The 18,399-nt window shown below is 41.4% G+C and carries 15 protein-coding genes, 1 riboswitch and 1 other annotated feature; of the genes, 2 read left to right on the forward strand and 13 right to left on the reverse strand.

Translation table 11 applies throughout. The features are described 5' to 3' along the window. Positions 1-313: 313 nt before the first annotated feature. A complete protein-coding gene (locus tag VJ09_RS05365) occupies positions 314-1,561 on the forward strand; it encodes an alpha/beta hydrolase family protein (RefSeq protein WP_230199098.1) in 1,248 nt (415 codons plus the stop codon). A 59-nt stretch (positions 1,562-1,620) separates the two neighbouring features. On the opposite strand, the gene VJ09_RS05370 is transcribed toward VJ09_RS05365, so the two are convergent. The 12 genes from VJ09_RS05370 to VJ09_RS05425 all read right to left on the reverse strand — a co-directional run bounded on the left by VJ09_RS05370 (position 1,621) and on the right by VJ09_RS05425 (position 16,685). Next, entirely contained in the window at positions 1,621-2,286 is a 666-nt protein-coding gene (locus VJ09_RS05370) for an SCO family protein (protein WP_044640578.1), read from the reverse strand. Between the two features lie 446 nt (positions 2,287-2,732). Beyond that, positions 2,733-4,118 (reverse strand): UDP-N-acetylmuramate--L-alanine ligase, encoded by a 1,386-nt coding sequence (gene murC, locus VJ09_RS05375; RefSeq protein WP_082050515.1) that lies wholly within the window; start codon positions 4,116-4,118, stop codon positions 2,733-2,735. Positions 4,119-4,156: 38 nt separating this feature from the next. Beyond that, a complete protein-coding gene (locus tag VJ09_RS05380) occupies positions 4,157-5,470 on the reverse strand; it encodes a bifunctional folylpolyglutamate synthase/dihydrofolate synthase (RefSeq protein ID WP_044640579.1) in 1,314 nt (437 codons plus the stop codon). 148 nt (positions 5,471-5,618) lie between these two features. After that, on the reverse strand, positions 5,619-8,279 hold the full coding sequence (locus VJ09_RS05385) for a valine--tRNA ligase (protein WP_044640580.1): 2,661 nt from the start codon (positions 8,277-8,279) through the stop codon (positions 5,619-5,621). Positions 8,280-8,723: 444 nt separating this feature from the next. After that, positions 8,724-8,960 (reverse strand) — a binding site (T-box leader). Between the two features lie 115 nt (positions 8,961-9,075). Continuing rightward, on the reverse strand, positions 9,076-9,651 hold the full coding sequence (locus VJ09_RS05390) for a hypothetical protein (RefSeq protein ID WP_044640581.1): 576 nt from the start codon (positions 9,649-9,651) through the stop codon (positions 9,076-9,078). A 153-nt stretch (positions 9,652-9,804) separates the two neighbouring features. Beyond that, positions 9,805-10,590, reverse strand: a complete 786-nt coding sequence (locus VJ09_RS05395) for a glucose 1-dehydrogenase (RefSeq protein ID WP_044640582.1) — start codon at positions 10,588-10,590, stop codon at positions 9,805-9,807. An 18-nt stretch (positions 10,591-10,608) separates the two neighbouring features. Next, positions 10,609-11,481, reverse strand: a complete 873-nt coding sequence (locus VJ09_RS05400; RefSeq protein ID WP_044640583.1) for a GRP family sugar transporter — start codon at positions 11,479-11,481, stop codon at positions 10,609-10,611. A gap of 134 nt (positions 11,482-11,615) precedes the next feature. Continuing rightward, entirely contained in the window at positions 11,616-12,347 is a 732-nt protein-coding gene (locus tag VJ09_RS05405) for an SDR family NAD(P)-dependent oxidoreductase (protein WP_044640584.1), read from the reverse strand. 258 nt (positions 12,348-12,605) lie between these two features. Next, positions 12,606-13,592: a bile acid:sodium symporter family protein gene (locus VJ09_RS05410; RefSeq protein WP_044640585.1), complete on the reverse strand. Its 987-nt coding sequence runs from the start codon at positions 13,590-13,592 to the stop codon at positions 12,606-12,608. Positions 13,593-13,880: 288 nt separating this feature from the next. Further along, the gene (locus VJ09_RS05415) at positions 13,881-14,069 is read right to left on the reverse strand and encodes a hypothetical protein (RefSeq protein WP_044640586.1); all 189 of its coding nucleotides are present in this window, start codon (positions 14,067-14,069) and stop codon (positions 13,881-13,883) included. Positions 14,070-14,433: 364 nt separating this feature from the next. Beyond that, positions 14,434-15,549 (reverse strand): phosphotransferase, encoded by a 1,116-nt coding sequence (locus tag VJ09_RS05420; RefSeq protein WP_044640587.1) that lies wholly within the window; start codon positions 15,547-15,549, stop codon positions 14,434-14,436. Positions 15,550-15,566: 17 nt separating this feature from the next. Next, a complete protein-coding gene (locus VJ09_RS05425) occupies positions 15,567-16,685 on the reverse strand; it encodes a LysM peptidoglycan-binding domain-containing protein (protein WP_044640588.1) in 1,119 nt (372 codons plus the stop codon). A gap of 328 nt (positions 16,686-17,013) precedes the next feature. Further along, positions 17,014-17,211, forward strand: a riboswitch (cobalamin riboswitch). A 274-nt stretch (positions 17,212-17,485) separates the two neighbouring features. Between VJ09_RS05425 and VJ09_RS05430 the strand changes: the two genes are divergently transcribed. Further along, positions 17,486-17,998 carry an acyl-CoA thioesterase gene (locus tag VJ09_RS05430; protein WP_044640589.1) on the forward strand — a complete coding sequence of 171 codons (513 nt, stop codon included), beginning with the start codon at positions 17,486-17,488 and terminating at the stop codon, positions 17,996-17,998. A gap of 122 nt (positions 17,999-18,120) precedes the next feature. Here the strand turns inward: VJ09_RS05430 and VJ09_RS05435 are convergent, their stop codons facing one another. After that, positions 18,121-18,309, reverse strand: a complete 189-nt coding sequence (locus tag VJ09_RS05435) for a hypothetical protein (protein ID WP_044640590.1) — start codon at positions 18,307-18,309, stop codon at positions 18,121-18,123. Positions 18,310-18,399 lie beyond the last annotated feature (90 nt).

The following is an 18,399-nucleotide window of genomic DNA, read 5'->3' on the forward strand; positions in this document are numbered from 1 at the left end:
CTTTATACTAGACCTTATCTTTCCTATGTAACGAAACAAAAAAATAAGATTTAGTACAGTAAGGGAGAGGATTATTATTAGAGTATTGGAAATTTCGCTAATAATATTATGTATTGCGCTTCTATTTGTATGGAATGTCAAGAAGACATCCAGAAACATAACGGTGACCATAAGTCTATTTACTATTGGTATATTAATTGGACAACTCATCTTCGAGGGATATAGATGGCAACTGTTTTTTGTTTATCTAATTTCGTTAGTAATGAGCATCACTGTTCTATATCGATATTACAAAAGGTCTTCTCCTATCGAGATGAAGAAACCTCTAAAGTATAGTATTTATTCCATCACTTCCATTCTCGTTATTTTCTCTATTTGCATGGCGATCTATCTCCCTGTTTTTCAGCTACCTAAGCCTTCTGGTCCTTATCAAGTAGGCACCCAAACATTTCATATGATAGATCCAAATAGAGACGAGATTTGGACCAAAGCTTCACATGATAAAAGAGAGCTAATGGTGCAAATTTGGTATCCAGCCCAAAATAGTAAAGATAATAAACCAAAAGCTCTTTTCCCTGAGGATACAACAACATTCCAAAAGTTTACACAGGCGTATGCGAATGGATTGGGTGTTCCTAGTTTTGTATTAGATTATTGGAAGTATATCAAAAGCAACTCCTATGAAGGGGTGGATGTCCTCTCCTCTAAAACTCCTTACCCCGTAGTATTACTTAGTCACGGTTTTGGAACTACTAGGATTCTCCATACCTCGCAAGCGGAACATCTGGCGAGCAATGGGTTTATCGTGATTGCCATTGATCATACGTACAGCACAACTGCTACTGTATTCCCTGATGGCAGAGTCACTGGTTTGCAAACAGAAATGAATTTAGATAGTTTTTTTGAAACGAACAGTAAACTCGGTATGGTCTGGACAGAAGATATTGGTTTTATCATCAATCAATTGGAAAAAATGCAATCTGGTATCGTACAAAGCAAATTCCAAGGGAAACTAGATTTACAAAACCTAGGAATTATGGGACATTCCGTTGGTGGGGCAACCGCTTTTAATGCTCTTTATTTGAATAGCAAAATCAAAGCAGGAATCAACATGGATGGAACGCTATATGATAGGGACGATCGGAACAACATATCCAAGCCATTTATGTTTATCCAAGCAGAAGACTTTATGGTGCAGCGAAAAAAAATGGAGTCTGGGAACATACCCACTGCCGAACGAAAGACGATGAATATATCCGACGAGCAGTTCAACAGACTGAAACAGGAAAAACTGAAGGAATATCAGATTATCGATAACGTTGTGAAACACGGGGGACTGATGATTTCCGTAAAAGGAGCCGCTCATTTTAATTTCACAGACTTGCAACTCTTTTCTGATCTATTTAGCCTTCTTGGGATGACAGGAGATATAGATGGCGAGCGTAGTGCCATGATAGTGAATCAATATGTATTGGATTTCTTTAACAAGCATTTAAAGGGGACCGGCGGAGATTTGATAAAGGAACCAAATACGAAGTATCCAGAGGTTATATTTCCATAATGGAAATTAGAAAAAAGAACGGATCCAATAGAGGATTCGTTCTTTTTGGTAGATAAGGCTTATTTCTCTGATATTACTGCTTTCGCATCTTCCACGATCTGCTTTGGATTAGGGGCCATGCCATCATAGAGCTTGCGCACTTTTCCTGTGCCATCTACCAGATACATGGTAGTCGGGTGTTGGAAGGTGACCGCTTCTCCCTCTTTCATTCCTGTCAATTGCTTGATCTCTTGTTTAAAGGTCTCTTTTCCTACTTTTTGGATTTCTTCTGGAGTATATCCTGTTAGGAAGTTCCAGTTGATGTAGTCTGCTTTTACGCTATCGCCAAACGTTTTGAGCTGTTCAGCTTTATCAAAAGTTGGATCGACACTAAAAGAGATGAACTGGAGATCAACTCCTGCTTTTTTGGCCTCTTGCTGTATCTTAGCCATATTGGCGGTCAATGGTGGGCAGACGTCTGGACAACGGGTAAAGAGGAAGTCAACCAGATAGACTTTACCTTGAAGTTGTGTAGAGCTAAAAGGTTGTCCTGTTTGGTTGGTATAGGTAAAAGCAGGTACCATCCAGTTAAGGTTGGAAACATCGTTAGCACCTTCTTGGGTTGGTTGCTGTGATCCAGATTGGTGCACATGATGTTCTGAGTGGCCTTGTCCATTGCTACAAGCGGACAAAATAAGGGTCGCACCTAAGATCATGGTAGGAATCCATTTGCGAAAAAGTTTCATTCGTTGCTACCTCCATCATTTTCCATCAGTAGTGTCTATTTTCAAAGATTAGGGAGCTGATTTTTAACCTGAAATGCTTTTGTACCACTACCCAACGGAGACAGCTCGTGATCCTTCCCACGAGGTCCCACTGTTTGAGGCGTCAGCCGAGTTTCTTGTGCCCCCCTTGTCTTGGATAGGGACCTCGCCTGAAACGGGCTGAAGAAGCGACCTTTCTTACTTCTTCGTAAGGTACAACCTAATTGGAAAGCAAAAATCATGCTCCAGGCAACCACTGTATACGTTTAGCTAATCGGCACTACTGATTTCGTTAAAACAATCATAATTACTATTCTAGTTTAAAAAAAGAAGAGAATTTTGTATATGACTCCTTCTAGCTATTCTCACAGCAAAGCACCGCTTCTATAGACACATTGTGAAGCGGTGCAGTATGACTATATATCCGACTATGCTTTATATTTATCTTGAAGACGAGGAACCAATCCATGGGATACGCGCCAAATATCTCCGGCACCCATCGTGATCACAAGATCATTTGGTTTGGTGTTTTCGATCAGATAGTCGATTACCTCTTCTTTCGTAGGGATAAAGCGAGTATTGGCATTACTATTTTCCTGAATCATTTCCGTTAATCGTTCGGCACTAACACCTGGAATTGGCTGTTCACCCGCTGGTGCATAGAGGCTGTTGATCACAACCTCATCTGCTTCACCAAAGGCTTCACTGAATTCCTTCATCAATAGATGAGTTCGGGAATATCGCTGTGGTTGGAATACACAGACAATCCGTTTTTCAACGGCTTTTGCTGCTTTTAATGTGGAATCGATCTCCGTTGGATGATGTGCGTAATCATCTACTACTAAAATCTCCTCCACTTCCCCGATCACTTGGAAGCGTCGTTTCGCTCCTTGGAATTGGAATAGTGCATCAGCAATCGCTTGGAACGGAATTCCTACTTGAAGTGCAGCGATAACGGTAGCGAGCGCATTGGCAACGTTATGTTTCCCAGGAATCTGCAAGGTAACATCACCTAGTACTTCGCTTCCTTGCTGAACAGTAAACGTAATCTGACGTTTGTTCTCCCGAAGATTTACTGCCATAAAGTCTGCTGGCTCTTCCAAAGCATACGTCACAAAGGAACCTTTGACCTCTTTCGCCATATCGCGAACATAAGCGTCATCCCAACACAATATTGCCGTACCATCCGAGCGCACTTGTCCAAGAAAGTCACGATATGCTTGCTTGAGGTTCTCAAAATCTCCCCCATAGTTTTCTAGATGGTCTGGTTCAATGTTGGTCACTACCGCAATATACGGGAAATATTCCAAGAACGAGCCATCACTCTCATCTGCTTCCGCTACCACGAGGTCGGTCTTACCTGCTTTGGCGTTCCCTTTAAGACCAACGATTTCCCCACCGATGACATAGGTAGGATCTGCGCCACAAATCTCCAGCGTTTGTGCGATCATGGAGGAGGTAGTCGTCTTGCCATGTGCTCCTGCTACGGCAATCCCCTTTTTATCGTTTAAAATTCTTGCTAGCATTTGGGAACGATGCAAAATCTCAATTCCTTGCTCAGCCGCCGCTACCCGTTCAACATTCTCTGGAGAGATACTGGAAGAGTATACGATCGTATCTGCCCCTGTTACGAGTGATGCATCGTGACCGATGGTAATCTTCGCACCATGTTCCATCAACTTTTCTACTAGTTTGTTCTCTGCTACGTCCGATCCTGTCACGACGTAACCTTGATCCAACAAGACACGAGCGATGGCACTCATACCATATCCACCAATTCCAACAAAATGAACTCGTTTTTTGTCCAAAAGGATCACCCACCTTTTCTGTAAACAACGTATTCAGCGTTCGCCTATCGGTTCCCCATCCAAAATGGTCTCGCCTCCGCAACGAGGTAGAGTGAGCCTGTAATTAGGATCAGGTCCGAAGGTTTCGCTATTTCTTTTGCAAAAGTTACTGCTTGTTCCACTTGGGAAAAAGATTCCATCGGGATCGTAGAATGTAGCGACTCTATCTCTGCTAAAAGAGATTCTGACGTTTTCGTACGTGGATTGTCCGTCACTTCTGTCAACACGAGATGATCCGCTAATTCCACTAGAGGAGTATAAAGGTTTGCATCCTTTTCTTTCATAGTCGCCAATATGAGAATGAGACGATCATATGTATACAAACGGGTTATTGCTGTGGTTAGCGCTGATACGCCTTGTTCATTGTGCGCACCATCCAAGACAACTGTCGGCTCACTTGCCACCTTCTCCAAACGACCAGGCCAACGAACTTCTGCCAATCCTGTTGCAATATCTTCATCTGTCAACACCGTCATATAATTTTGACGCAATACTTCCAGTGTCATAAGGGCATTTGCTGCATTTTCTACTTGGTGATCGCCAAGTAGCGCGAGTGGTAAATTTTCCAGTTTACGATAGCGATTATCAAAATGAATTACTTGTTCAGATGAGGTTTGTGTCACTGCCTCTGCATGGAAATCACGCCCATATTGATATTGCGTACTCTTTTTCTCTTTGGCGATTTTCTCTATTTCGTGTCTTGCTTCTACTGGCAAGTTGCCAATGACCACAGGCACTCCTTGTTTGATAATACCAGCTTTTTCACGAGCGATTTGCTCGATGGTATCGCCTAAATATTCCTTATGATCTATTCCGATCTGGGTGATCACCGAAACAAGTGGATAGACGACATTGGTTGAATCCAAACGTCCTCCAAGCCCAGTCTCCCAAACGATAAACCAAGGACACTCAAACGCAAAATAACAAATGGCGAGCAGTGTCCAAAATTCATACGGACTTGGCGCCTCTTCTCCATCTGCTACCATCTGTTCTATTACAAGACGCAGATGATTCGCCCAATGAAGAAAGCTCTCTTCTGAAATCGGTTGACCATCGATCTGGATCTGCTCGCTCCATCCAAGGATACTAGGTGATACAAACATACCTGTCCTGTATCCTGCAGCCTGTAACACGGAAGCGATCATGGCAGAAGTAGATCCTTTTCCATTGGTTCCTGCAACATGGATAAACTTACATCGTCGCTCTGGGTTACCTAATCGAGCTAGAGCAGATTCCATCCGATGTAGACCTGGGCGTATGCCAGGGCTGGTGTGTGTCTCGATCCAAGTAATAGCTTCTGATACATCTTGAAACATCATCTTCCTCCTTCCATTATTTCGGTATCATTCCCATCAAAACCTATACTCTGTCCATTTTGCATATTTGAAATTCATTCGTCAATAAAAACAGGCAGGTTGTCACAAAAGGAGGGGCTACCGACAACTTGGCAGCCCTTTTTTGTTTTCTTTATTTCGCCGCTTTAATTTCTTCAATACGAGCACTTACTTTATCTCGTTTTTCTTTGTACTCTTCTCCTTTAGCACGTTCAGCAGCTACTACATTCTCAGGTGCTTTGGCTACAAAACCAGGATTGGAGAGTTTCTTTTCCACTCGTTCTACTTCAGAGTTGAGTTTTTTCCACTCTACTTGAAGACGAGCCAGTGTCTGCTCTAGATCAACCAGTCCTTTTAATGGAAGGAACAGCTCTGCACCCGTTACAACCGCCGTCATCGATTGTTCAGGACGCTCCAGATCAGCTTGAACCGTCATTTTCTCAATACCACAAAGACGAGAGATTGCTGCTTCGTTTTGGGTAAAGACATTAGCTGTATCTGGTTCCGGACGTACTAATAGTTCCACTTGATGTTTTGGTGGTACTTCCATCTCCGCCCGGATATTACGAATGGAGCGAATTACTTCAATCAATACTTGCATCTCGCGAACCTGTTGTGGAGCATCAAATGCTGGATTGGCTTCCGGCCATGCTGCAATGGTGAGACTCTCTCCTTGGACTGGGAGGTGTTGCCAAATCTCTTCCGTGATAAATGGCATCGTTGGATGCAACAGACGAAGCATCTGATCCAACACATGCGTTAAAACGGCACGAGTTGTCTTTTTGGCTTGCTCTTCTTCTCCAAATAACGGCATCTTGGCAAATTCAATATACCAATCACAGAAATCATCCCAGATAAAGCTATAGAGTGCTTTGCCTGCTTCTCCGAAATCGTAGCGTTCCAAAAGTCGTGTCACATCGGTAATCGTTTCGTTGAGACGGTGCAAGATCCAACGATCTGAAATGGAAAAATGATCGACATATTGATCTAACGCTACTTCGGCTTCTGTCACGCCTTCTAAATGCATCAAAGCAAATCGTGAGGCATTCCAGATTTTATTGGCAAAGTTACGTGCCATCTCTACCCGCTCTACACGGAAACGCATATCATATCCTGGTGCAGAACCAGTCGAGAGCATATAGCGCATTGCATCAGCACCATATTGGTCGATTACTTCCATTGGGTCAACCCCATTGCCTAGCGACTTGGACATCTTGCGTCCTTCGGCATCCCGAACAAGTCCAGTGATCAAAACATCTTGGAATGGCTTTTCGTTAACAAACTCCAGTGCGGTAAAAATCATCCGTGATACCCAGAAGGTAATGATGTCATAGCCGGTTACAAGAACATCCGTTGGATAATAACGAGCTAAATCCTCTGTTTTAGCAGGCCAGCCAAGCGTAGAGAATGGCCAGAGAGCCGAGCTAAACCAGGTATCTAATACATCATTGTCTTGGCGAAGTTTACTACCGTTACATTTGGTACAATGAGTCACTTCCTCGCGAGAAACGATCATTTCACCACAATCTTCGCAATACCAAGCAGGGATACGATGTCCCCACCAAAGCTGACGAGAGATACACCAATCGTGAATATTTTCGATCCAGTGCATATAAATTTTTTCATAACGGTCTGGAACAAATTGAACTTTGTCGCCCTCTTTTTGTAGCGAGATCGCTTTTTCTGCAAGTGGCTTCATCTTCACAAACCATTGGGTAGAAAGATATGGTTCTACGACAGCACCCGAACGTTCGCTATGCCCTACTTGGTGCACATGCTCTTCCATCTCGATCAAGACACCTTGTTCATCCAGATCACGGATAATTTGTTTCCGGCAAGCAAAACGATCCATCCCTTGATATTTAGCAGCATTTTCGTTCATAACACCCGACTCATCCATCACCAAGATCATCGGCAAGTTATGACGTTGTCCCATCTCGAAGTCGTTTGGATCATGAGCAGGAGTAATTTTCACCGCACCACTACCAAACTCAGGATCCACATATTCATCCGCGATAATAGGAATCTCCCGATCTACGATTGGTAGTTTTACCATTTTTCCGATTAGGTGTTGGTAGCGCTCATCTTCAGGATGAACCGCAACTGCAGTATCTCCCAACATCGTCTCTGGACGAGTGGTAGCTACTTGGATGTATCCAGTACCATCTACCAATGGATAGCGCAGATGATGTAATGCCCCTTTTACCTCTTTGTATATAACTTCAATATCCGAGAGTGCTGTACGAGCTGCTGGATCCCAGTTGATAATATACTTTCCACGATAAATCAGTCCTTTTTCATAGAGACGAACAAAGACCTCTTTTACCGCATCCGACAGCCCCTCATCCAGCGTAAAACGCTCACGTGAGTAATCGACAGAAACACCCATTTTGCGCCATTGGTTGGCGATGTTTTGAGCATACTCGCCCTTCCATTCCCAAACTTGCTCTACGAACTTCTCACGGCCTAAATCATGACGGCTAATGCCTTGTTCACGAAGTTTTGCCTCAACACGAGATTGTGTAGCGATCCCAGCGTGATCCATCCCAGGTAACCAGAGTGCATCATATCCCTGCATCCGCTTCATCCGAATTAAGGTATCTTGTAGTGTGTTGTTCAGCGCATGTCCAATGTGTAGATTCCCTGTTACGTTTGGTGGTGGGATCACAATGGTGTAGGGCTTTTTGGATTTGTCTCCTGCTTCAAAAAATTTCTTTTCCAACCAATAGTCATACCACTTACGTTCTGTTTCTTTTGGTTCGTAAGCAGTAGGAAGCTTCTTCTCTTCTGCCATGTCATTCCCTCCAGATAAAAAGATAATAATTTGCGATGATAGGCGATGTTGTAGCTATAAAAACATACAATCTGTCTCCATAGATTCAAAAAAACAATAGGTGAGTCGGTCCTCAAACACATTTGTTCGTGGTTGCGCGCTTCGGAGGCTGTATCTCCCCGCCGCTCGAATAGCCTTTTTGGGCAAGTTCGCTTTGGAGAGACACATCTCCTTCGCTTAGACTTTGCATGTCTTGGTTAGATACACTAACTAAGTCCACTAAAACAGTAGCCAACTTGCCAACCTAGCGGAGAACCGGTTCCTCTTCAGAGCGAATTTGCCTTCTTTTGGCTATTCGAGCGGCGAAGAGGTTCCGGTTTGGAGCACTCTCATCAGAATAGAAGTTACTCCCTAGATAGCCAACCAACCTACAAAACCCAGCCCAATAAAAAAGCTCCTCCATCCTCAAAGGACGAAAGAGCTTGGTTTCGCGGTACCACCTTTGTTCATCAGGCAACTTAAACAAGCTACCCAATGCACTTCATTCGTTAACGGTTATCATCCGGTCTATCCTACTAAACAAGTTCAGACAGACTGCTCCTGGGTGACATTCGACACTTCTACCTTAGGAGACCTTGCAGCCAGTGAGCCTCCCTCTCTAAAAGGTGATGAGTATCTACTCTTCCCATTCATCGCACATATATATGCAAATATTATGTACTGGTATTGTATGAGATAGCAATAGTAAATGTCAAACCCACTAGTAAACATCTTTCTCAACAATACCATGCCTACGTAGAATATCGAAAAAACTTTACTAGTTATTATATGGCACTTTATCAAACGACATACTCATCTCTTGTTCGATCTCTGTCCAATCTAACTTACTATTTTCTATTCCAGTAGGTGCAGTTTCTTTAAAAGTGTCGTCGAGATTTTCGTAGGCAAGGTCTAAATACCATTTCTCATCCACTTGAATTAAACCTACAAGTACGCCTTCAGAGAGATCCTTCACTGCTCTATAGTATGCATATTTAGATTTCAGCTTATTGGCTTCTTCTGGTGGAAGATATACAACATAATGCTTATACGTTTCCGTTTGGGGTAAATTCGGATTTTCTGCTATGAGAAGTTTTACCTTTTCTTTGATGACTTCTCCCTTTTCTTGATGCTCTTTGAAATGTTCCACTTGTGTCTGTACTAATTCAGAACGAGTATTGATATTGTACATTAACGAACCTGCTTGTAGCATTTGGACAGGATCACCTGATGTTGCTTTTGTAATGATTTCTTTTAATGTTTCTTCTGGATCACTTTGTGAATTAGAACTACATGCACTTTGGAAGAGTGTAATAAAGAAAATAGAAAAAACGATTATAATCTTTTTCAACATAAACGCCTCCTCAAAAATTAAGACTTTTCATATTTTTATTATCAACCCTTCATGTTGAATTGTCAAAAAAACGAAAGTACTTACTACTGTAGGAATGATAGGTTCCTAGAAAAAAAAAAGAGCCTATTCGTGAGAACGGCTCCATTTGTTCACTTACCCCTTCCCTGCCTGAAACGCAGGGTACAATGTCATCCCACCATCAGCAAATAGGGTAATTCCGGTTACATAACTAGACTCCGATGAGGCCAGCCAAGCGGCAACATTTGCAATCTCTTCGGGTTTGCCAATATAACCAAGTGGAATCATCTTCTCCACTTCTCGTTTGGTTTTGGGATCGGCGAATTTTTCTGCATTGATTGGTGTATTGATGGCACCAGGTCCGATATTATTGATCCGGATCCCTTTGGGAGCATACTCCATAGCAAGCGTCTGCGTCATGAGCTTCATCCCGCCTTTACTTGCTGCATAGTGAACAAAGTAAGGCCATGGAATTCGTTCATGAACACTAGACATATTGATAATATTTCCACGAATCTGCTTTTCGACAAAATATTTCAATGCTTCCCTACATCCGAGAAAAGCTCCTGTTAGATTGGTGGAGATCACTTTGTCCCAATCCACAAGGGTTAGTTCATGGGAGACAACTTCATTTTCAATTCCTGCATTGTTAATAAAAATATCCAGTGTGCCAAAATTTTGCACTGCTGTATTCACTAAATTTTTTATATCTTCTTCTTTGGTAACATCCCCATGCACTATAACCGCATTGCCACCCGCTTTGATGACTTCTTGTTGTACCTCTTTAGCTTGTTCTTCTTTTCCAAAATAGTTAATAACCACTTTTGCTTTCTCTTGTCCAAAGCGATTGGCCATCGCTCTACCTAGTCCTGTCGATGATCCTGTAATTACCACTACTTTTCCAGCTAAATCAGCATACATATACTGTCCTCCTACTGATTATGATTTGGCAAAGCCAAGACAGACACCACCTGCGATGATCAAGAGGCTTCCAATGGTAATAAAGACCATTTGACGTCGGCTTTTTTTCTCTCCCAGGAAGAAAATTCCGCCAAAGGTGGAGATCACAATCCCCATCTGCGAAAGAGAGAAGCTAATTGCCACCCCAACTTTCGGTTGCGAGAGAAAGAGAAACAGATTTCCTGTTGCCCAGATGAATCCTGCTAATATATTGCGAAGGGCATAACGGTTCCAGGGCCGATGACGTGCTGTAAGGAGAATTGCTCCTACCACCATTCCAACCCCCTGCGGTAAAATAGCGGCAAATCCGTCGACTTCAAACCAACGAATGATGACGACATAGACCAAGTATCCTGCTGTGGAAATTAATAACGTGAGAATACCCTTTCGCAGTTTTTTACGAGAATCGGCCTCTTCTGTATTTGAGTTTTGTTTTTCCTTTTCTTCAATAGAAGTGAGCAGAACACCTACAATAATCAGTACCAACGCAACTGATCCTAGTACGATTTTGATAGTAGTCGTCCACTCTCTGAAAATGAGAACTCCAAACAAAGTAGTGGCGACAAGTTGCATTCCGGTAGAAATAGGAACCGTTTTCGATACACCTAAATAGCGAACTGTTGCTAACTGATTTAGCTGACCAATGACCCAAAAAAATCCGGAGATGGCACCAACGATTAGAACCGTCCAAGAGAGATTAGGATTACTAAACCAATAAATTCCGATAGAAAAAAGCAATGCTCCAATGGTAATACCTAGTGTTTGACTATACTCGTCTCCCCCTAGCTTGACACTGACCAAGACGATACTTCCCCACGTAATGGCAGGGATAATGGCTAGTAAGATATCCATGCTATCTCGTATCCTTTTCTCTAACACGATATATTCTCTAAGTAATATTGATTTATTGCCTTTTTTTCATACAAAACAAAAAAGAGCTACTCGCTAGGAGTAACTCTTTTTTGTTGGTATATTTGTATTCCCATTTATCGTAAATAACAACCATTATTAATATCAAGTGTCGCACCAGTATAATTGCCTGCCAAATCGGATAGTAAAAAAATCACACTGTTGGCAACATCACTCGGTAGAAGTGACTTTTGAAGTAAACTTTGGTTTACATATTGGTCTTTTCTCCACTTAGGGATCTGTTCCATCATAGATGTATCTACAATTGTTGGAGCTACTGCATTAACTCGAATATACGGGGCAAAATTGATTGCATTACTTTTGGTCAAACCAAGAATCGCTGCTTTTGACAAACCATATATAGCATCCGAACTTCCTTCTTCGCCGGAAACAGATGAGATATTGACAACACAACCTTTTCTTTTATCCTGAAGTAGCATCTTGGCGAAAAATTTGGTGAAGTAAATATACCCTTTCACATTCACATTGAGTACTTGATCTACTTCGTTCTCTTCGTAATCTAACATACTTTTCCCAAAATAAATCCCTGCATTGTTAATTAGCGCATTGATACGAGGATGGTATTCATATATTTGTTGGAAGAAACCCTCTACCTGTCTGAGGTCTGAAACATCAAGGGAATATGTTGATAACCTATTAGAGGCAATCTCCTCGGATAATTGATGTAGTTTTACTTCATTTAGATCGCAAGCTAGCACAGTTGCGCCTTTTCCGATACATTCCCTTGCAATCTCTTTCCCGATACCAGAACCAGCTCCTGTTACGATCACTACTTTGTCTTCTAGCAAGTTTTTTCACCATCCTAATCTTTGTCTGCAAGAGATCATCCATCTATTTGTATCGTCACAATCGGAAAACAAACAATATTCGATCTCTATTTAATATCAATATCCTTTAAATCAACATCTAACACCTGAAATCGCTTGAATGCGTACGGTCGTGGGCTAGGAGCTGTCGCATCGATTCCTACTTTGGCAGTCTTTCCTCTAACTGTCATCGGGTGGATAAAAAAACCCCCAATATACATGGGAGTCGTCTATTAATAGCTAGATTGCCTTTTCTTTTGCCTGTAACTCTAAATCTAATTCACTATTCTTTTTAAAGTAAGTACGCTTTAATAATGTACTGTAAAAAGATGCTAACAGTTGTTGAAATAACATTCCTACTACAACAGGCAAAGCTACTCTAGGGGCAAAATACCCAACCGCAATAACAGCACCAGCGCTGATATTACGCATTCCTCCTGTAAAGACCAATGCGATAATCTCATTTGGTTCCCTTTTTAGCAGTTTCCCAATCATCCAAGCAAAAAAGTAACCAGATAGAGCAATAAAGAAAACAGTGGCTGCAATTGATACGAGTTCTAAATTCACTTCTTTGAAGTAAGGAGCAACGACGGAAGCGTTAATAGAAACGATCGCAACGATTCCTAACTTCGAGAATGGTTCTAATTTAGAAGAAAGATTATTAGTAAACGATGGAGAGGTATATTGATTCAACGCCATGCCTAGAATGGATGGAAGTACTACCATCGTAAATAACCCTTGGATAATTCCCGCCATGGAAAAATGCACACTAGCTCCCAAAAACAGCTTTAAACTATATGGCACAATTAACGGAGATAAAACAGTATCAATCAAAATGGTAGATAAAGTCAATGCAACATTTCCTTTTAACATCGACACCCATATGACACTACTTACTCCTGTCGGGATTACGACGGAAAGTAACAATCCGATAATCATATCGTGATCATTGCCAAAAGTTACAAGACCAACTCCATAAGCCCACAAGGGAGTGATGACATGTAGCACCACTAATGCAATTAGCATCGAAACAGGATGCGTAATCGTGTCTTGTAACGATTTAAAGCTACTTTTCAGGCTTCCAGAAAAGGTCATTACAGCAAAAAACCAAGGAACTAAAAAAGCAAGATGATGTAAATAGTCCGCTAAAAGAATTCCGACGCCAACACTGGCAGGAGTAAGGAGTGGTAAATACTTTCCCAACAGTTGATTCATTTTTTGCAGCATAACAAAGCTCCATTCGTTTTTCCCTTAGAGAAACGTAATAATTACCCATTATACTCCTAGTAATAAAAAAACTTAATGAAATCGACTAATATTCTACTATTGCAAAAGAGATATAAGATAGCGCCCCTAGTTAAATACAAAAAGACTCCCACTATACGGGAAGTCAGAAATCTTATCTGCCTCTCCTTATTTTAGGAATCTGAAACTTCTCTTCTGTTGAACCAAATAAAAACCCGTGACTGCCATCGTCACGGGTACGGGAAAAAAATATAACAAGTACAATGTTTTTTAACTGTTTAGTCCAAAGGCTTTCTTAATCGTCTCTAACATTCCTTGTGGGTCCGCGAGAAATGTTAGAACGAGGACGGTACAGAGCATCATGATGGCAAGAAAGAGAATGAACAATAACCCTCGATACAATTTTTTGGCTGCGTTTTTCATCACTTGTCCGCCTTTGTCCACATTCTGATTTTCCATCTGCTTTTAAAATGCTCCTTTCGTTCTTCCAAAATGCTTTTCCCATTCTAACATAACCGAGGATGTTTGTCTGTTTTTTAGGTAGTTTCCACACTTTCGCCCAGAACTTTTCGCATCTTTATGAACATATAATGATTTTAAGAATTTAAATGTTTCCCTAAACCAAATTATTTACCCTATGACAAAAGGATGTGAGCCCAGTGCTACGAGAGCTTTTATGGATCATTACGCTCACCTATCCCATCTGGAAGCTGAAAAAATGGCTTCGGGAGATACGACACCATTCACAGGAGAATCTCCCTAAACAATAGTAACTAGCTACACGGTGAGCAAAAAGAGACTCCCGCCTTTGGGAGTCTCTTGGTTAGCCTTTCCGAGTCCTTCTCCTTCCATTACGAGAGGAAGCAACCCGCGAATTCCCTTTTCTGACAACTGATTTTGCTTTAGCTTGAGTCTCCTGTTTGACTGTAGTTGTTTGCTCTTCTGTTTTTTTAGCAGACCATAGTTCTGTGATAAGAGGATAAAAACTTTGATAGACTTGAAACTCCTCTTGAATCTCTTGCCAACTCTCTCCTTCCGTTGACACACGTGGTGCTTCATAATAATCGGTCACTTTTGCTAAAAACCGCTCAGGATACGCGAGATAAATTGCCAAGAGTCTCTTTTCTTTCGTCGATAGAGGATTGGCTTCTTCGTAGGCTTGATAGATCGCTTCTGGGTTTTCCCAATTAGAAAACCGTCTAAGGAAAAAGGCCAAGTCTCTGGCAGGAGTATCTAATTGAACATGATCCCAATCAATCCAGTAGAATTGATCCTCATCTTGCACCACTACATTGCTTGGATGAATGCGTTTGTGACATAAGGTGACACGAGGAAAAACACCCTGCTCTTTCTCCAAAAATTTCTCCATCCCACGTAATGCAAAAGTAAACAACTTATCGACCGTTTCGCAATTTTCTTCAATTAAACGATCTACAGATGATGGATACTCTGGTGAAGAAGCTTGCTGAACAAAGCTTTCCCATTTTTCTTTACGTTCTCGGAGATGATCCAAGTACTGTTCTTTTTCCTGTTGATGGAGAATTGGGAATTTTGCTGCGATCGGTTCTGCTAACCGATGCAACGTTGCTAAGGATTGAACCAGTGGAATAGCACTTTCGATACTGGCTGGATCAAATGGTTGGATCCAATCCGTTGCATACCATACCAATTTTCCAGTCTGAACAATTTGCTCACCACTCACACTTTTTTCCCAAGTCAGTAGATGAGGATACCCTAGATCCTGTAAATCAGAACTCATTTTGTGGAATAATAATAGTTTTTCTCTTGAGCGATTACTTGCCTTTAGAGCATAGATACGGTCATCGACTTCGACTCGGTATACACCAGAGTATAAGTCTACCTTTTTTGGTTTCCAGCCAAATGCTTCAATAGCACTCCATAATTCATTATGGTACTCAGGAGGTGTTCCTTCTCGCAATTTCCTCCCCCCTTGCTTTAGCCGACACGTTTGGTGCCAGGGATTTTAATGATCTGTCCTTGTTCAAGACGGTCTGTGCTTAAATTATTAAATGATACAAGGGTATTGACCGATACCTCATACTTACTTGCTAGCGAATCCAATGTATCATCTTGTTGTACGATTACCATTCGCATCGGTGTAAATTGTTCATCCTCGCGATTACGAATCAGCCAATTGGACCATTGTCCTGATGGAAGAGGAGTGGAAGCTGGTGTATCTGTCTGTTCCTCTAAACTTACTCCTTCATCATGCACCTCTTCTTCCAATTCTTCTGGTTGCTCCACTTCTGACTCTAAATGGTTTGATTCTCGTTTTTCGATCTCGATCTTCAAATCTTGTTGTGGAGTAAATACTGATTCCTGTGAAGGTACCTCTTCGACAGCAGGCACAACCTTCTCTTCTGGGAGTATCTGTTTTTCTTCTACTTTTTCTGGTGTTACTTCAGAAGCAGGAATTTCTTCTTCCGCCCGTATAATCACACTAGGCTGATCAGTATCTTGTAATTTTTCTTGTTCTGCATCTAGTGACTTTTCTTGTTCTGTTTTTAGTGACTCTCCCTGTTCTGTATCTAGCAAGTCTTCCTGAACTTCTTCATCCTGTTTAAGTGGTTTGGTTATTTCTGTATCCATCTCATAACGCTCATAGGACGGATTATCTTCTGTTTTCACTTCTTCTACCACTGATGGAGCTACTTCTGTCTCTTCTGGTAAGATTCCATCTATCGTAAGGATGGCATCAATCTGAAGCTCAAACTCCGATTGGATTTGATAGTCGAACGACTCAATTTCTGCCTCTATGTAGTCGATCGCTGCCTTGTCCGCCGGTAAGGTGATCTCTACCGGAATGACATATGCAATTTCTTCGGATTGAAGAGTAGTTGCATCCTCCATACTTTCTGTATACTCCAACTGATCTCCTAAATACTGTCCATGTAAGCGAAGATAACCTTGGATTTTAAGATGTTGTCCCTCATCTTGGATCTCCACATCTGGATACAGATCTAATTCCAAAAGTGTTCGAATTCCGACCTGCTGCGGTTGCAGTCGGACTTTCTCAGAGATGTTAAAACGCAGTTGTTGAAACTGGTTTTCCAAGAAGTTTCCCTCCTTCTTACCTTCCGTTTTCATATGGCACAAGAAATCGGCGGTTTGGTATTGTTCTATCTATATGCGACTCATCTGGCGGTATACCGCGAGATGAGGACAAGAGCCGAAATAGACAGAAAAAAAGACACCTCTCGAGGTAAAAGTGTCAGTTGGTCTAGTTGAATTTACAAATAGATTCCGCAAGACTCGTCTAAATAAAAACTTCTACGGAATAGGATCTTTGAGGTATTACAGGATGTGAATATGTTAATTGTATGCTATGTTAAACATGTATACCATCTAACTGCTTCAGTTTGATTGGGTGTTATTATAACAACTCTATATAGTGGAGACAGGTTCCTTGAGCAAAAAAATTCAAGGATGAAAAGGGAAGCTCGGTGAAAATCCGACACGGTCCCGCCACTGTGAAAGAGGAGTCAGCACTACAAATTGCCACTGATCGTCCAAAAATTAGGAAGGCAAATTGCTGATAATATCCTCAAGTCAGGATACCTGCCTGTTTCGACAACACTGCTTAACCTACGAGAGATAGGGAGGTGTTAGAATGGTGATAACAGTACTAGAGTTTTATATCTGTCACTGATTATTAGGCATTTCTAACTTTCTATTTGACCGTTAGAAATGTCTTTTTATTTTTTCTTTGCATTGTTGATACAGATATTTCACATAACCAATTGACACCTACTTCGTAATAGAAACATCAAAGAATAATATTTCTTCCTATCATTTATCAACTTCGATACTTAGCCTTATTTTCATTACAGTTGTTCAAAATAAGGAGATTTGATATGCAACAGCAAGCGAAAACTATTAGTGAATCGAGAACTCGGTCGACATACCTTGTATTTCCACCTGATACTAACCATCACAATACCATTTTCGGTGGGAAAGTGATGGCTTATGCAGATAAAATTGCGTGTATCGCGGCTATGCGTCACTGTCGCAAACCTGTCGTTACCGTTTCAAGCGACAACTTTGATTTTCTAGCTCCCATCAAAACAGGGGAAGCTATTGTCTTAGAAGCATGTGTGTCGTGGGTTCATAAAACTTCGATGGAGGTATTTGTAAAAGTTGAATCGGAAAATTTACTCACAGGTGAAAGAAAGTTAACATCTCGGGCGTATTTGACCTTCATAGCACTAGATGAAAATGGAAAACCTACCTCGGTACCAAATGTAATTCCAGAAAGTGCAGAAGAAAAACAACAATATGAACAAGCGCGGGATCGGTACTATCTGAGAAAAAAACGACGAGAAGAAAGAATCATGTTACCCCATCCAGATAAAGCCGTGCAAAAATGATCTTATCTGTTATCAATCAAATAAGATAATGATCATTGATAACAGCATCTTTGACTCAATATAAGCTAACCTGCCATCAATAAAAAAGACACACCACTAAGAGGTGTGTCGGTCTAGCCCCTTTACTTAACACCAAATTTGATGTAGGCAAAGGCAATGAACAGTAAAAGAAGTGCTACAATCGATCCGGGTACGATAACTTCAGGTCCTACCACTACTGCGATTCCAAGGGTTACAAAGAAAACAAATACTGCAAACACTAGTAAAATTAATCCGAATGCAACTCCAGCAAATCCTAAATTACCTTTCATAATAAACCAGCAACCTTTCCATTTTAGGTCTGCTGCTGATTCAGGCTAGACAAACGTCCAACCATCCTACAGCATGATAAAAGACACCAT

Source organism: Risungbinella massiliensis, from assembly GCF_000942395.1.
Taxonomy (GTDB): Bacteria; Bacillota; Bacilli; order Thermoactinomycetales; family Thermoactinomycetaceae; genus Risungbinella; species Risungbinella massiliensis.

Bases quoted from the DNA above. Each gene is read 5' to 3' on its own strand.
- VJ09_RS05365 (WP_230199098.1), top strand. From the start codon at position 314: ATGAAGAAACCTCTAAAGTATAGTATTTATTCCATCACTTCCATTCTC.
- VJ09_RS05370 (WP_044640578.1), bottom strand. From the start codon at position 2,286: ATGAAACTTTTTCGCAAATGGATTCCTACCATGATCTTAGGTGCGACC.
- VJ09_RS05380 (WP_044640579.1), bottom strand. From the start codon at position 5,470: ATGATGTTTCAAGATGTATCAGAAGCTATTACTTGGATCGAGACACAC.
- VJ09_RS05385 (WP_044640580.1), bottom strand. From the start codon at position 8,279: ATGGCAGAAGAGAAGAAGCTTCCTACTGCTTACGAACCAAAAGAAACA.
- VJ09_RS05390 (WP_044640581.1), bottom strand. From the start codon at position 9,651: ATGTTGAAAAAGATTATAATCGTTTTTTCTATTTTCTTTATTACACTC.
- VJ09_RS05395 (WP_044640582.1), bottom strand. From the start codon at position 10,590: ATGTATGCTGATTTAGCTGGAAAAGTAGTGGTAATTACAGGATCATCG.
- VJ09_RS05400 (WP_044640583.1), bottom strand. From the start codon at position 11,481: ATGGATATCTTACTAGCCATTATCCCTGCCATTACGTGGGGAAGTATC.
- VJ09_RS05410 (WP_044640585.1), bottom strand. From the start codon at position 13,592: ATGCTGCAAAAAATGAATCAACTGTTGGGAAAGTATTTACCACTCCTT.
- VJ09_RS05415 (WP_044640586.1), bottom strand. From the start codon at position 14,069: ATGGAAAATCAGAATGTGGACAAAGGCGGACAAGTGATGAAAAACGCA.
- VJ09_RS05430 (WP_044640589.1), top strand. From the start codon at position 17,486: ATGCAACAGCAAGCGAAAACTATTAGTGAATCGAGAACTCGGTCGACA.
- VJ09_RS05435 (WP_044640590.1), bottom strand. From the start codon at position 18,309: ATGAAAGGTAATTTAGGATTTGCTGGAGTTGCATTCGGATTAATTTTA.